Source organism: Planktothrix serta PCC 8927 (assembly GCF_900010725.2).
In the GTDB taxonomy this organism is placed as follows: Bacteria; Cyanobacteriota; Cyanobacteriia; order Cyanobacteriales; family Microcoleaceae; genus Planktothrix; species Planktothrix serta.
The window spans coordinates 240,607-254,343 of sequence record NZ_LR734877.1 but is presented as its reverse complement, the minus strand read 5'-3'; the positions used below and the strand labels follow the sequence as shown (position 1 = coordinate 254,343).

The 13,737-nt window shown below is 42.5% G+C and carries 11 protein-coding genes and 1 pseudogene; 11 read left to right on the top strand and 1 reads right to left on the bottom strand.

The features are described 5' to 3' along the window. Positions 1–57 precede the first annotated feature (57 nt). The 5 genes and pseudogenes from PL8927_RS17730 to PL8927_RS17715 all read left to right on the top strand — a co-directional run. Positions 58–324 (top strand): hypothetical protein, encoded by a 267-nt coding sequence (locus tag PL8927_RS17730; protein WP_083624184.1) that lies wholly within the window; start codon positions 58–60, stop codon positions 322–324. Continuing rightward, on the top strand, positions 321–470 hold the full coding sequence (locus PL8927_RS28080; protein ID WP_197047464.1) for a hypothetical protein: 150 nt from the start codon (positions 321–323) through the stop codon (positions 468–470). Before PL8927_RS17730 ends, PL8927_RS28080 begins: the two co-directional genes overlap by 4 nt. A 29-nt stretch (positions 471–499) precedes the next feature. Continuing rightward, complete coding sequence (locus PL8927_RS17725; protein WP_083624182.1) at positions 500–718, top strand: hypothetical protein; 219 nt, start codon at positions 500–502, stop codon at positions 716–718. 3 nt (positions 719–721) lie between these two features. Then, positions 722–1,102, top strand: coding sequence for a type II toxin-antitoxin system VapC family toxin (locus PL8927_RS17720; protein WP_197047463.1), 381 nt, complete (start codon positions 722–724; stop codon positions 1,100–1,102). 152 nt (positions 1,103–1,254) lie between these two features. Then, positions 1,255–1,467: pseudogene (locus PL8927_RS17715) on the top strand (DUF433 domain-containing protein); the annotation flags it as partial. A gap of 640 nt (positions 1,468–2,107) precedes the next feature. Here PL8927_RS17715 and gltB read toward each other — a convergent pair. Beyond that, a complete protein-coding gene (gene gltB, locus PL8927_RS17710) occupies positions 2,108–6,754 on the bottom strand; it encodes a glutamate synthase large subunit (protein WP_083624177.1) in 4,647 nt (1,548 codons plus the stop codon). A gap of 396 nt (positions 6,755–7,150) precedes the next feature. Here gltB and PL8927_RS17705 point away from each other — a divergent pair, with 396 nt between their 5' ends. The 6 genes from PL8927_RS17705 (at position 7,151) to fusA (ending at position 13,607) form a co-directional block, all read left to right on the top strand. After that, positions 7,151–9,115, top strand: coding sequence for a phosphodiester glycosidase family protein (locus tag PL8927_RS17705; protein ID WP_083624174.1), 1,965 nt, complete (start codon positions 7,151–7,153; stop codon positions 9,113–9,115). Positions 9,116–9,385: 270 nt separating this feature from the next. Further along, positions 9,386–9,802, top strand: coding sequence for a phosphomannose isomerase type II C-terminal cupin domain (locus PL8927_RS17700; protein WP_083624172.1), 417 nt, complete (start codon positions 9,386–9,388; stop codon positions 9,800–9,802). A gap of 68 nt (positions 9,803–9,870) precedes the next feature. Beyond that, on the top strand, positions 9,871–10,200 hold the full coding sequence (locus PL8927_RS17695) for a HesB/IscA family protein (protein WP_083624169.1): 330 nt from the start codon (positions 9,871–9,873) through the stop codon (positions 10,198–10,200). A 288-nt stretch (positions 10,201–10,488) separates the two neighbouring features. Continuing rightward, entirely contained in the window at positions 10,489–10,860 is a 372-nt protein-coding gene (gene rpsL, locus PL8927_RS17690) for a 30S ribosomal protein S12 (RefSeq protein WP_026786431.1), read from the top strand. A gap of 132 nt (positions 10,861–10,992) precedes the next feature. Continuing rightward, positions 10,993–11,463 carry a 30S ribosomal protein S7 gene (rpsG, locus tag PL8927_RS17685; protein ID WP_083624167.1) on the top strand — a complete coding sequence of 157 codons (471 nt, stop codon included), beginning with the start codon at positions 10,993–10,995 and terminating at the stop codon, positions 11,461–11,463. Positions 11,464–11,531: 68 nt separating this feature from the next. Next, the gene (gene fusA / locus PL8927_RS17680; RefSeq protein ID WP_083624165.1) at positions 11,532–13,607 is read left to right on the top strand and encodes an elongation factor G; all 2,076 of its coding nucleotides are present in this window, start codon (positions 11,532–11,534) and stop codon (positions 13,605–13,607) included. Positions 13,608–13,737: the final 130 nt, after the last annotated feature.

Sequence of the window (13,737 nt, the reverse complement as noted above, 5' to 3'; positions counted from 1 at the left end):
ATAACAGCACAAGCTAACACTTCATTGCAGCAGAAACTTTGAATAGGATAAAACAAAATGAACGAACAATTACTACTTAATAAATGGCACAAATTAAAATTAGAAGATCAAGAAAAAGTTTTAGCTTTTATAGATGCTATTGACCCAGAAAAGTCAGAAGAACAATTATCTGAAACGACTGAAATTGTTTACCAACCTCAGACAGAATTAGGTAAAAAGCTTTGGCAAATTAGACAAAGAATAATTAACGATCCAAATATTAAATTATTAGATTTGGATGATATAAAAGCTGAGTTAGATGAAATTAGAAGTAAAAATCAATGACAATTATTATAACAACTTATTTAGATTCTGGAGTTTTAATTGCTGCTGCTATTTCAGTAAATGCTGATGAATTTATTACTACAGAAAAGACAACTAAACCCTTACATCGAGTCACAGAAATAAATGTTATCTTTCTGGGTAGTTAAACTCAGTCCAAAATCTAAAGGAGTTTTTTATGAACTTACAATTAGTTGATTCTCTTGCTAAAATCATTAATAATTTAACTCCAGAAGAAAGACAAATTTTACAAACAAAAATTATCCCAATTACTTTGTTAAAAGAAGAATTGACTCCCTTAAAAAAAGAACCTTTTATTGGGATGTGGTCTGACAAAAAAGACATGGAAAATAGCAGTAAATGGGTTAAAAATATTAGAGAGAAGGAGTGGAGTTAAATGATGATTTTAGTAGATACAGATATCTTAATAGATGTTAGCCGTAATATTGAAATATCTATTAATCGCCTTGATTTGGAAGAACAAAAGAATCAAATTACCATTAGTGTGATTACCCAAATGGAATTAATAGTCGGCTGTAGGAATAAACTAGAATTACAGCATTTGAATAAATTTTTGTCCCGTTATCACATTAGTCAAATCAATGACCATATATCAAGTTTTACTGTGGAATTAATCAAAACCTACCGTTTAAGTCATGGATTATTAATTCCAGATGCTTTGATTGCTGCTACCTCTATGATTAATAATTTTCCTTTACTGACAAAGAATCAAAGTGATTATCGCTTTATCCCTGAAATCAATTTACTTCCTTATCCTTAACCTAATTATTGTTAATAATCATAAATTAATCAAACTCCTGATCAATTTTTATCTAATTTGATGCTAAGATTATATGGCAATACCATTGTTTTCTTGTTTAAACGGCAAACAAAAGTGCATACTAGAAGAAACCGATTATGGAGCCGTTTTGAATGTCAACCCTGCTGGAAAGAATCACAATTAATCCCAGGCAATGTGGTGGTCGTCCCTGTATTCGAGGGATGAGAATTCGGGTGTCAGATGTGTTAGACTTGTTTGCGGCTGGGCTCAGTGCTGAAGATATATTAGAAGAAATGCCTGATCTTGAAGCAGATGATTTGAAAGCATCTCTTTTGTATGCCTCGCGGAAATTGAATCACCCGGTAGAAGATTTACTTTTACCCACTATTAGCGTTAATTCATTAGAAGAATTTGAACAACCAATTAAATCTAACTTAACCAATAAAAATGTAGATATGATGGTTGATACACAAGTATTGTCATACCGATTTAAAAATGTTGAGAAAGACATTTATAGTCAAGATTTTGCAATTTCATCAATTACGGCTAATGAGTTTTTAGAGGTACAGTCCAAAAACTCAGAAAAACCTAACTACTATGTTCTTCATCCAGCTAGATACCCTTGTAGTGATCGTGATCACTTTAAAAATCCTAAATATGCGAGCAGGGGTCATCATCGAACAGATAAAATAATTATTGATTTTGGTAATCAGTTCTCAGCCTATCGAGAATTCGGAAATGAGGCTATCTCAGAAATAATTAATAAAAATCAATCTAAGATATATAAATTGAGTATTCTCCATTTTCCTAAACAAAAACAAAAAAAGCTTTTAAAGCGTTTGAATTATATTTTATCTAATGGCTACTAAGGAATATATTCATAGGGGTTGGAGTTATGCTATACGTAATGATCGATTAATCTATGATTAAACCTCAAAAATATTAAATCAGCCCCTTTCTCAATTGAGAAGGGGGCTGAGAAGTTAGCTCTTAAAACTGACTCTCCTAAATCGCGATCGCCAATTCCGCAACCGACGCTTCAGGACTATCTTTCTCCGAAGGAGGAACAACTTGCCAGAACTTCGGTAAATATTCCGACCAGTTCGCTAGAATTGCCTTAGCCTTCTCGCTTCCCGTGCGTTCAGCGTGCTGTTCAATCAACTCTTTCAACTGCTGTTCACCCATCGGCGTACTCACCCGTTGAATTTTGACAATTTCCGGGTTAATCATTTCAGGAAACTCCCCATCTTCATCGAGGAAATACCCTAAACCGCCCGTTTGTCCAGCACCCACATTCCGCCCGACTTTACCCAGCACCACCACGACACCGCCCGTCATATATTCACAACAGTGGTCGCCAGCACCTTCAATGACGGCTTTACCCAAGGAGTTCCGCACCGCAAACCGTTCTCCGGCTTTTCCATAGGCGTATAACGTTCCCCCCGTCGCCCCATATAAACAGGTATTCCCAATAATCACATTCTCAGAAGGGTCGTAGGTTACAGCCGCCGGAGGTTTAATAATAATCTCTCCCCCGTGCATTCCCTTCCCAACATAATCATTGGCTTCCCCGGTTAGAGTTAACTTCATTCCCGGTAAATTGAACGCCCCAAAACTTTGACCCGCCGAACCTGTAAAATTGAGGTTGATTTGTCCTGCAAAGCCTTTATCTCCATACAGCGAGGCGATTTTACCTGCAATGCGGGTTCCCACTGTCCGGTCAGTATTAACGACACGCACGGTTTTCGTCACCGTCCCCTGATTTTGAATAGCCGTAGCAATTTCCGCATCTTCTAATAACACATCATCTAAAACTGGGCCGTTACTATGGATGGGTTCATGGTTTAACCAATTGCGATCGCTGCTAACAGGCGTCTGGGTCAATACCTCTACATTCAGGTGTTGAGTTTTCGCCACAGTTACGTTATCCCGACGTTTCAACAGGTCTGACCGTCCGACTAAATCCACTAATTTGCGATATCCCAACGCGGCTAAAATATGGCGGACTTCCTCGGCGACAAAATAGAAGAAATTCACGACATGACCCGGAGTTCCGGGGAAGCGCTCCCGCAAACGTTCCTGTTGAGAGGTAACACCCACCGGACAACTATTAGTATGGCAAATCCGGGCCATTACACAGCCTTCAGCGATCATCGCCACCGTTCCGAAGCCGAACTCTTCAGCCCCCATTAACGCTCCCATTACCACATCCCATCCGGTTTTGAAACCGCCATCAACGCGCAAACGCACGCGATCGCGGAGTTTATTTCCCATCAACACCCGATGCACTTCCGTTAACCCCAATTCCCAAGGGCCTCCCGCGTGTTTAATGGAAGACAGGGGAGACGCACCTGTCCCGCCGTCGTGACCGGAAATTTGAATATAGTCTGCGTTGGCTTTAGCAACCCCCGCCGCAATAGTCCCAATACCGACTTCTGCTACTAATTTCACCGAAACCGTCGCTTTCGGGTTAATTTGGTGCAGGTCAAAAATTAATTGGGCTAAGTCCTCAATAGAATAAATATCATGGTGAGGAGGAGGCGAAATTAAGGTAACTCCGGGTTTAGACCGCCGCAACATGGCAATATAGGGACTAACTTTTTTACCCGGTAACTGTCCCCCTTCCCCTGGTTTAGCCCCTTGAGCGACTTTAATCTCAATGGACTGAGCGCTCATCAAATATTCGGGTGTGACTCCAAACCGTCCCGACGCCACCTGTTTAATTGCAGAACTGGCGCTATCTCCATTTTGCAATCCTTTTAAATAAGGACGACCCAGGGAAATCCCATTTTCATCAACATCGTTAAACATTTTGAAGCGGGCGGGATCTTCTCCACCTTCGCCTGAATTGGATTTACCCCCTAAACGGTTCATAGCAATGGCTAAGACTTCATGGGCTTCGGGAGATAAAGCTCCCAAGGACATCCCCCCAGTACAGAAGCGTTTAACAATCTCTTCAACGGGTTCAACCTCATCTAAAGGAATGGAAGTGCGATCGCTCTTAAAATCTAACAAATCCCGTAATGCTGTTACAGGGCGACTTTCCATGAATTTGCGATACATTTCATACAAGTCAAATCCATTTCCCTCCGTAGAACGAACGGCTTGATGTAACAGTTTTGTCATTTCTGGGGTATTTAAGTGATATTCACCCCGCTTCATGGCGTTGACAAATCCAAAGTTTTCTAACTTTTTCCCTTCTACGGGGAAGGCTTTGGCATGGAATTGATACACCTCTTGGCTTAACTCAGAAATCGTTAACCCGCCCATACGAGACACCGTACCTCGGAAACCAACGTCTAGCAGATCTTCTCCAATACCAATGGCTTCAAAGATTTGCGCCCCTTGATAGGAAGACAACAGCGAGATCCCCATTTTCGATAAGATCTTCAGCAACCCATCTTCTACCGCCTTGCGATAGTTATTTTGGGCATCTTCGATGGTCATAGCGGGTAATTTCCCCTTCTCCATATTGCTCTGAATTAGGGGAATAGACCACCAATGGCGCACACTTTCCAGCGCCAGATAAGGACAAATAGACGAAGCTCCATAACCCACTAAACAAGCAAAATGATGGGTATTCCAACATTGAGCCGTTTCTACCACAATTGAAGCGTTTAACCGTTTCCCGGTTTTAATTAAATAGTGGTGAACAGCCCCCACCGCTAACAAGGGCGGAATATAGGTCTGTTCAGCCGTTAACCCTTGATCCGACAGAATAATGATTTCTTTGCCTTGATCCACCGCTTCGGCGGCTTTCTCACAAAGTCGGGTGAGAGCGATCGCACAACCATTAGGCCCACTTTCTAACCCATAAAGCGTTGAGAGCGTTGCACTGGGAAAATCCGACTGACGCAAAGCTTCTAATTCTGCCTCATTCAGCAGGGGAGAGTCAATTTTAAACAGTCGAGCATCTTCAGGTTTTGCGTCTAACAAATTCCCCCGTTTCCCCAACCGCATACACAAGGACATGACAATCCGTTCCCGCAATGGGTCAATCGGAGGGTTTGTTACCTGAGCAAACCGTTGTTTAAAGTAGTCATATAACAAATGAGGTTTATCGGAAAGCACCGCCAAGGGAATATCATCTCCCATACAGAACGTCGCTTCTTTGGCTGTACTCGCCATATCCGCAATTTGGATATCTAAATCTTCCGCCCCATAGCCAAAGGCGGTTTGCTGTTCTAGCAGAACGTTGGCTGCTAATTGTTTTTCGCTGACAAAGGGTTGGGGTTGCGCGTCTTTACGATATTGTTGTAACCATTCCCGATAAGGGTGTTCATGGGCGACTCGTTGTTTAATCTGCCAATTTTTCAGAACCTCATGGGTACTCAAATCTACCGCAATCATTTGTCCTGGCCCTAAACGGCCTTTTTCCTGAATTTCATCTTCGGGAATATCTACCACCCCAGCTTCGGAGGAAACCATGATCACGCCATCTTTAGTAATACAATAGCGGGCGGGACGTAAACCGTTACGGTCTAAACAGGCGCCAATTTGTTTCCCATCACTAAACACTAATAATGCAGGGCCATCCCAAGGTTCTTGAATCCCACTATAATATTCATAGAAATCGGTAATTTCGGGCAGATCTTTGAGGTTTGGCTGGTTTTTATAAGCTTCAGGAACCATAATCATCAACGCTTCCAACGGACAGCGCCCGGTTCTCACCAGCAACTCCATGACATTATCTAAATTAGCCGAATCACTATTGTTAGCATCGACAAAGGGAATTAAGGTTTTTAAGCGATCGCCCCAAACCGGATGAGAAAGAATTCCTTCCCTGGCTCGCATCCAGTTAATATTACCCAATAAAGTATTAATTTCGCCATTATGCCCTAACAGTCGCATCGGTTGGGCTAAAGGCCAGCGCGGCATCGTATTCGTACTGAAGCGTCGATGATAAACTGCGAAATTACTCTTATAGGCTGGGTTAATTAAATCTAAATAAAATTCTCCTAAAATCGCCGAGCGCACCATGCCTTTATAGACAATGGTACGGCAAGAAAAAGAACAAATATAAATATCCTCACCCCAGACTAACCCATCCTGTTTTAACGCCACCCCAGAAGAACGACGGGCTAAAAACAGTTGTCGATCTAAATCATCCCCAGTATTACCCTTAGCTGAATATACAATAACTTGTTCAATCCGGGGTTGATTTTCTCTGGCTTGTTCTCCCAGAACTTCCGGTTTTACAGGGACTTCCCGCCAACCCACTAGAACTAATTCTTCTTGTTTAAGGTCAGCTTCAATAATTTCACGCGCTTTAGCTGCTAAATCACTATCTTGGGGTAAAAACACCATCCCCACCCCAAATTTACATTCCGGTTCTTGCAGAATATCAATCTTTCGTTCCGCAAACCAAGGCGCTAACAATTCCCAAGGAATAGCAGTCATGATCCCGGCGCCATCCCCAGAGTCTTGATCTGCACTACAGCCGCCCCGATGTTCTAAGCAAGTTAAAGCAGGTAAGGCTTTTTGAATAATAGAATGACTCGCACCCCCGGATGGGTTAGCAATAAAACCGACTCCGCACGCATCTCTTTCTTCGACTAACCAGCGTTGACCCCCATAGGGGTAGCCCATACTCCCTGACATAAGCTCTTGTTGATTCTGTTGTTGGTTGTAATTGACTCTCTTGTTATCCATGTCTTGATTTTATCGAGTGAGGGTAGATGTGTACAGACGTTGGATGCAACGTCTCTACAGAAAAATGTTGCAGCGCGGGATGAATGGATGGGGCGGGTTAACAATTATACAATACCGGGCGGGAAAACCAATGAAATACCGGGCGGGAAAACCCCGCCCCTACGTTTTTCCTGCAAGCGTTACGTTCTTTACATTAAGAATTAAATTGTAGCCAAAATTTACATTATGGCGAAAAAGCCCCTTCCTTATTAGCATACACTGAATTGGGTCACACTGTTAAACAATTTGAGGATCTGATGACAAATTACCGGGTTGACGGTTGACGGTTGGCTGTTAACGGTTGGCTGATACAAGTTCATCGTTTGATAGTATCTGTATTATTTGTTTAGTCAAAATATGCTTAATTTTAATCTGACTCGACCGAAAAAAAATATTATTCTATTGTTAAGTGTAATTGGTTTAAGTACCTTCCCAATTGACACTCTAGCTTTACCCAGAACAAACTCTTCTTCACAATACGGAAATATTATTGAATTAAACAATAATTTAATTAACGTTCCTTGGCGGATTGATCCATCTAACAGAAAATCAACAAATTCTGTAAAAATGAGTGATATTGGATTAATGCAGAATCTAGGGATTAATCTACTAGATACGAATAATAGTTCGCAACAACCCATTCAATGGTTTTCTGATTCTGTTGTTTTATCGGCTGAATATATTCGCCCCTATCGCTATTTAGATTTATCTAATTTTCCGGCTAGTTCTCAATGGGAAATTCAACCGAATGGAACAACTTTAAAAATTACAATCCCTCCATCAAAGATTCAATCTATTCGTATTGAACCCTTATTATTAGAAAGCAATTCTCTCCAAACAAAATCTACTTTTTCCCCAAATAAAATTATTATTGAACTCGATAAACCGACGTTTTGGCAACAACCTACTCCTGATATTCAAAAGCGATCGCCATCTCCTTCTCCTCAACCTTCACCGCCTCCTCTAACCGATGATCCCACAACTCTAAATCAACCTAAACCTTCTCAACCTTCTCTCCCAATTTTACAAGATTGGAGTTTAACTTTAGAAGCCAAGGCTGATCCAAAACTTTTATCTAATAACGATTATAACATAAAATTACAATCCCAAAATTATCAAACTCGTCTACAATTTAGTGTCCCTCCCGGTTGGCGACCCGTTGTAACAACTTTAGATTCTCCCTATCGTTTAATTATTGATATTAAACCGGATTTTTTAGAGTCTAAAAATATTTTATGGCAACCGGGACTTAGGTGGAGACAAGAATATATTGAAATCCCAAAAACTGAGATATCTTTAGGATCTTTACTGAATCGAATTTTAAAGAATACAGTAACAACTGTTGAACGATTTCCGGTATATTGGCTAGAAGTTGACTTAAATCAACCTCAAATTAGCTTGAATCCTATTTTAAGTAATATTAATTCTCGTCAAGGAACCTCACCTTTATTGGATATAGCACAAAAAGCAGGAGTTTCGGCAGCGATTAATGGAGGATTTTTTAATCGCAATAATCAATACCCTTTGGGTGCTATTCGGTTAAATAATAACTGGTTATCGAGTCCAATTTTAAATCGAGGAGCGATCGCTTGGGGACAGGATAAACCTATGATTATGAATCGTTTAATCTTAAAAGAAACAATAACAACAAATTCGGGTCAAACCCTACCCCTACAATATCTAAATAGTGGTTATGCTGAAACCGGAATTTCTCGTTATACTTCCGACTGGGGAAAAACTTATACCCCGATTAATAATCAAGAAAAAATTATTGTTGTTGAAAACAACCAAATTACCCGTCATCTTGAAACCCCGAAATTAGGATCACCTGCTGTTGCTATTCCCATTCAAGGTTATTTATTAGTGATCAGAAGTCGTCCCGAATTATTAAATTTATTACCGATAGGAACTCGTGTACAATTAGAAAGTAAAACTGAACCCCCAGACTTTGAAAAATATCCTAATATTTTAGGAGCAGGGCCGTTATTAATTCAAAATCGTCAAATTGTTTTAGATGCAGCGCGAGAACGATTTAATCCCGCCTTTCAACAACAAAAAGCCATCCGCAGTGCAATTGCAATTACCAATAATAATACTTTACTAATAGTAGCTGTTCATAACCGTCCCAATGGTTCTGGCCCTAGTTTAGCCGAACTCGCTCAAATTCTGCAAAAATTAGACGCTGTTACCGCCTTAAATTTAGACGGAGGAAGTTCCACCAGTCTTTATCTAGGAGGATACTATTTAGACCGTCCTTTCCCCACAGCCGCACCCGTCCATAATGGTTTAGGAATCAGTGTAGGGGCGGGTTCATCAAGATAGTGATTAATTTAACAAAGATCTGACTAAACCCGCCCGTACTCGTTAACAGCCAACAGTCAACCTCTAAATTTAATGTTGTGTAAAGATTTGACCAGTGCCGGGTTAAAGGGGATTATGATAGATCACAGCAACCAAGGTGCATTTGCTATGGTGGTTGTAGTGGTTATCCTTGAAAACGTTAACAGCCGTCCAAGTGTTCACTAACGCCACCCCAGATTTTAATAACAGCAATTGAACTTCCGTCAAATCGTTTGATAAGGAAATAGAGTCATGGTAGCAGTCAAGGAAATTGTTGAAAATTCTACACCCGTCTGTGAAAATATCCCCAATGTATGTAATGCCACAACGGAATTGAGACCTTGGGGTTCATTTACGACACTAGAAGAAGGGCCAGGATATAAAATTAAGCGGATAGAAGTCCAACCCGGTCATCGGCTGAGTTTACAAATGCACCACCATCGCAGTGAACACTGGATTGTTGTGGCCGGAACTGCTAGGGTTGTGTGTGGGGATTGTGAAGAAATTCTATTCTCGAACCAATCTACTTATGTTCCTCAGTGTATGTCTCACCGCTTGGAAAACCCCGGTGTGATTCCCCTTGTCTTAATTGAAGTCCAGAATGGAGAATATTTGGGAGAGGATGATATTATTCGCTTTCAAGATGACTACTCTCGGACTCCTGCTTAAAAATAACTAGAACAACATTCCCCCTGGTAATCTAAAAATCGGTTAACGTTTTTATAAGCAGGTGTTCCATGATTTCTCTCAGTCCAGCAGCAACTCGTGAGGTTCTGCGCCTTAAGTCCAAGCAAAATCATCCTCATGTCCTCTTTCGTCTTGGAGTTCAAAAGGGAGGCTGCTGCGACTGGTCTTATACAATGGGATTTGATCACACACGCCAGTCGAGTGATGTCGTTTATCAGTGTAATCAGATTGAAATTGTGATTGAGCCTGAAAATTTAAAGTACCTAGAAAACTTAACCATTGACTATTCTGAAGATTTAATGGGGGGTGGGTTTCGCTTCCAAAACCCCAACGCCTCTCAATGTTGTAGTTGTAGCTATTCTTTCGTCCTTCAACCCTAAACCCTATATTTTATTCTTCCTGTTCCCCATTGCCTATTGCCTATTGCCTATTGCCTATTGCCTGTTCCCTGTTCCCTGTTCCCTGTTCCCTGTTCCCTGTTCCCTGTTCCCTGTTCCCTACTAGAGAAAGTTTGCCAAAAGTACCTGGATGGGTTATTATGATCTTTTGGGTGTCAACATCTGACCATACTTTTGAAAGAAAGTCCCGTCCCCAGGTAGGGGAGGGATATTTCAGTGGAGATACCTTAAAACTTCAAATTGCCTAATTATTTCAGTATGTCGTAACTCATGCCCACTATCCAGCAACTAATTCGTTCTGCACGGGAACAGACTCAGAAGAAAACAAAATCGCCCGCCCTTAAGAGTTGCCCTCAACGGCGGGGAGTCTGCACACGGGTTTATACAACCACCCCCAAAAAACCTAATTCCGCGCTGCGTAAGGTGGCAAGGGTGCGGCTAACCTCTGGCTATGAAGTGACAGCATATATTCCGGGTATTGGTCACAACTTGCAAGAACACTCCGTAGTAATGATTCGAGGCGGTCGGGTGAAAGATTTGCCTGGAGTTCGATATCACATTATTCGGGGAACATTAGATACGGCGGGAGTCAAAGATCGTCGTCAGGGACGCTCGAAGTATGGCGCCAAGCGTCCTAAATAAGAACTTTGAATCACGGTCAAGTTAAAAGTTGCACTTGTGTTGTTAGCTCAAGGCTAACAGCCGTTAGCTTCGGATGACTTGTACTCATCGCTGAAAATCTAAAATCATCTATTGTGTTGAGGAAGATACAATATGTCTCGTCGCAGAGTTGTGCAGAAGCGTCCGATCCCTGCTGATCCGGTCTATAACAGTCGCTTAGTTAGCATGATGGTACGTCGCATCATGAAACATGGAAAGAAATCCATTGCCTACCGGATCATTTATCAGGCACTGAAAACAATCGAAGAAAGAACGGGTTCAGAGCCTTTAGAGGTGTTTGAAAAAGCCGTTCGCAATGCTACCCCCCTGGTTGAAGTGAAAGCACGACGGGTTGGCGGTGCAACCTATCAAGTTCCGATGGAAGTCCGCTCAGAACGAGGAACAGCTTTAGCCCTACGTTGGTTAATTCAATATGCTAGAGCTAGAACCGGACGTTCCATGGCTGTACGATTAGCCAATGAACTGATGGATGCCGCCAACGAAAGCGGAAGTGCAGTTCGCAAACGGGAAGAAACCCACCGGATGGCAGAAGCTAATAAAGCTTTTGCTCATTATCGGTACTAAAAATTGGGGATAGCAGTGATATCCGTAAACGTATAAAATCTTAATAAAGGTTTAAAAAGGAGGTAGCTGTGGCACGTACCGTCCCGCTTGAGAGAGTACGGAATATTGGTATTGCAGCCCACATTGATGCGGGCAAAACAACCACAACAGAGCGGATTTTATTCTACTCTGGCATGGTTCATAAAATGGGCGAAGTCCATGAAGGAACCGCAGTAACCGACTGGATGGCTCAAGAGCGGGAGCGTGGAATTACCATCACGGCTGCCGCGATTACTACCAGTTGGAAAGATCATAAGATCAATATCATTGACACTCCCGGTCACGTTGACTTCACCATTGAAGTCGAGCGCTCCATGCGGGTGTTAGACGGTGTGATTGCTGTCTTTTGTTCAGTCGGTGGTGTACAACCTCAGTCTGAAACCGTTTGGAGACAAGCTGATCGCTATAAAGTTCCTCGGATCGTCTTTGTGAACAAGATGGATCGCACAGGCGCGAATTTCTTCAAAGTCTATGAGCAAATCCGCGATCGCTTAAGAGCCAATGCAGTTCCGATCCAGATCCCGATAGGAAGTGAAGACAACCTCCAAGGATTAGTGGATTTGGTGGAGATGAAAGCTTATATCTACACCAACGACAAAGGAACGGATATCGAAATCACCGATGATATTCCAGAAGCGGTCAGAGAGATCGCGGAAGAATACCGCGTGAAATTGGTGGAATCCGTTGCTGAGACTGATGATCACCTGATGGAGAAGTACCTCGAAGGCGAAGAACTGACGAACGAAGAAATTCGGACGCAGTTACGCAAAGGTACAGTTGCTGGGACGATCATTCCGCTCCTGTGTGGTTCGGCCTTCAAAAACAAAGGGGTACAACAACTGTTAGATGCGGTAGTTGACTATCTCCCGGCTCCGGGGGAAGTTCCTCCGATTCAGGGAACCTTACCCAGTGGTGAAATTGACGTCCGTTATGCTGATGATAACGCTCCCTTATCGGCTCTAGCCTTTAAGATCATGGCTGATCCCTACGGTCGTTTGACCTTTGTTCGGGTTTATTCCGGGGTTCTGCAAAAGGGCAGCTATGTTTTAAACTCCTCGAAAGATAAGAAAGAACGGATTTCCCGTTTGATCGTTCTCAAAGCCGATGATCGGATTGAAGTGGATGAACTGCGGGCTGGAGACTTAGGGGCGGCGTTGGGTTTGAAAGATACCCTCACCGGTGATACCCTTTGTGATGACGCGAAGCCGATTATTTTGGAATCTCTGTTTATCCCTGAACCTGTAATTTCCGTGGCGGTGGAACCCAAAACGAAACAGGATATGGAAAAACTGTCCAAAGCTCTCCAATCTTTATCAGAGGAAGATCCCACTTTCCGGGTTTCCGTTGATTCTGAGACGAATCAAACGGTGATTGCGGGGATGGGTGAACTCCACTTAGAAATTCTGGTTGACCGGATGCTGCGGGAGTTCAAAGTTGAAGCGAATGTGGGCGCGCCCCAGGTGGCTTATCGGGAAACCATCCGCGAATCGGTTAAAGCTGAAGGCAAGTTCATCCGTCAAAGTGGTGGTAAAGGTCAATACGGTCACGTTGTGATCAATCTCGAACCCGGTGAACCGGGTAGCGGGTTTGAATTTGTTTCCAAAATCGTCGGCGGAACTGTACCTAAAGAGTACATCAACCCGGCGGAACAAGGGATGAAAGAAGCCTGTGAAACAGGTGTGGTTGCGGGTTATCCTCTGATTGACTTGAAAGCGACTCTGGTGGATGGGTCTTACCACGATGTAGACTCCTCAGAAATGGCTTTCAAGATCGCTGGTTCTATGGCGTTGAAAGCAGCGGCTAATAAGGCTAAACCCGTCTTGTTAGAGCCCATGATGAAGGTTGAGGTAGAAGTACCAGAAGACTTTATTGGTAACGTGATTGGAGACCTCAACTCTCGCCGAGGCCAAATCGAGGGTCAAGGAACTGAACAAGGGATTGCCAAAGTTACCGCTAAGGTTCCTTTAGCAGAAATGTTTGGTTATGCAACCGACATTCGTTCCAAAACCCAAGGTCGAGGCATTTTCACAATGGAGTTCAGTCACTATGAGGAAGTTCCTCGTAGCGTTGCTGAAGCTATTGTTGCCAAGAACAAAGGCAACTAAATTAACAATTGCGGGTCGTCAGGTTTTGGCCTGTTGTCCTTAACGGCAGGTGGTTAACAGCCAGCCGCCAACACCTGATACCTGTCTTCTTCCCTCAACTATTTTTCTTGAAAACTTTCAATTTTTAACT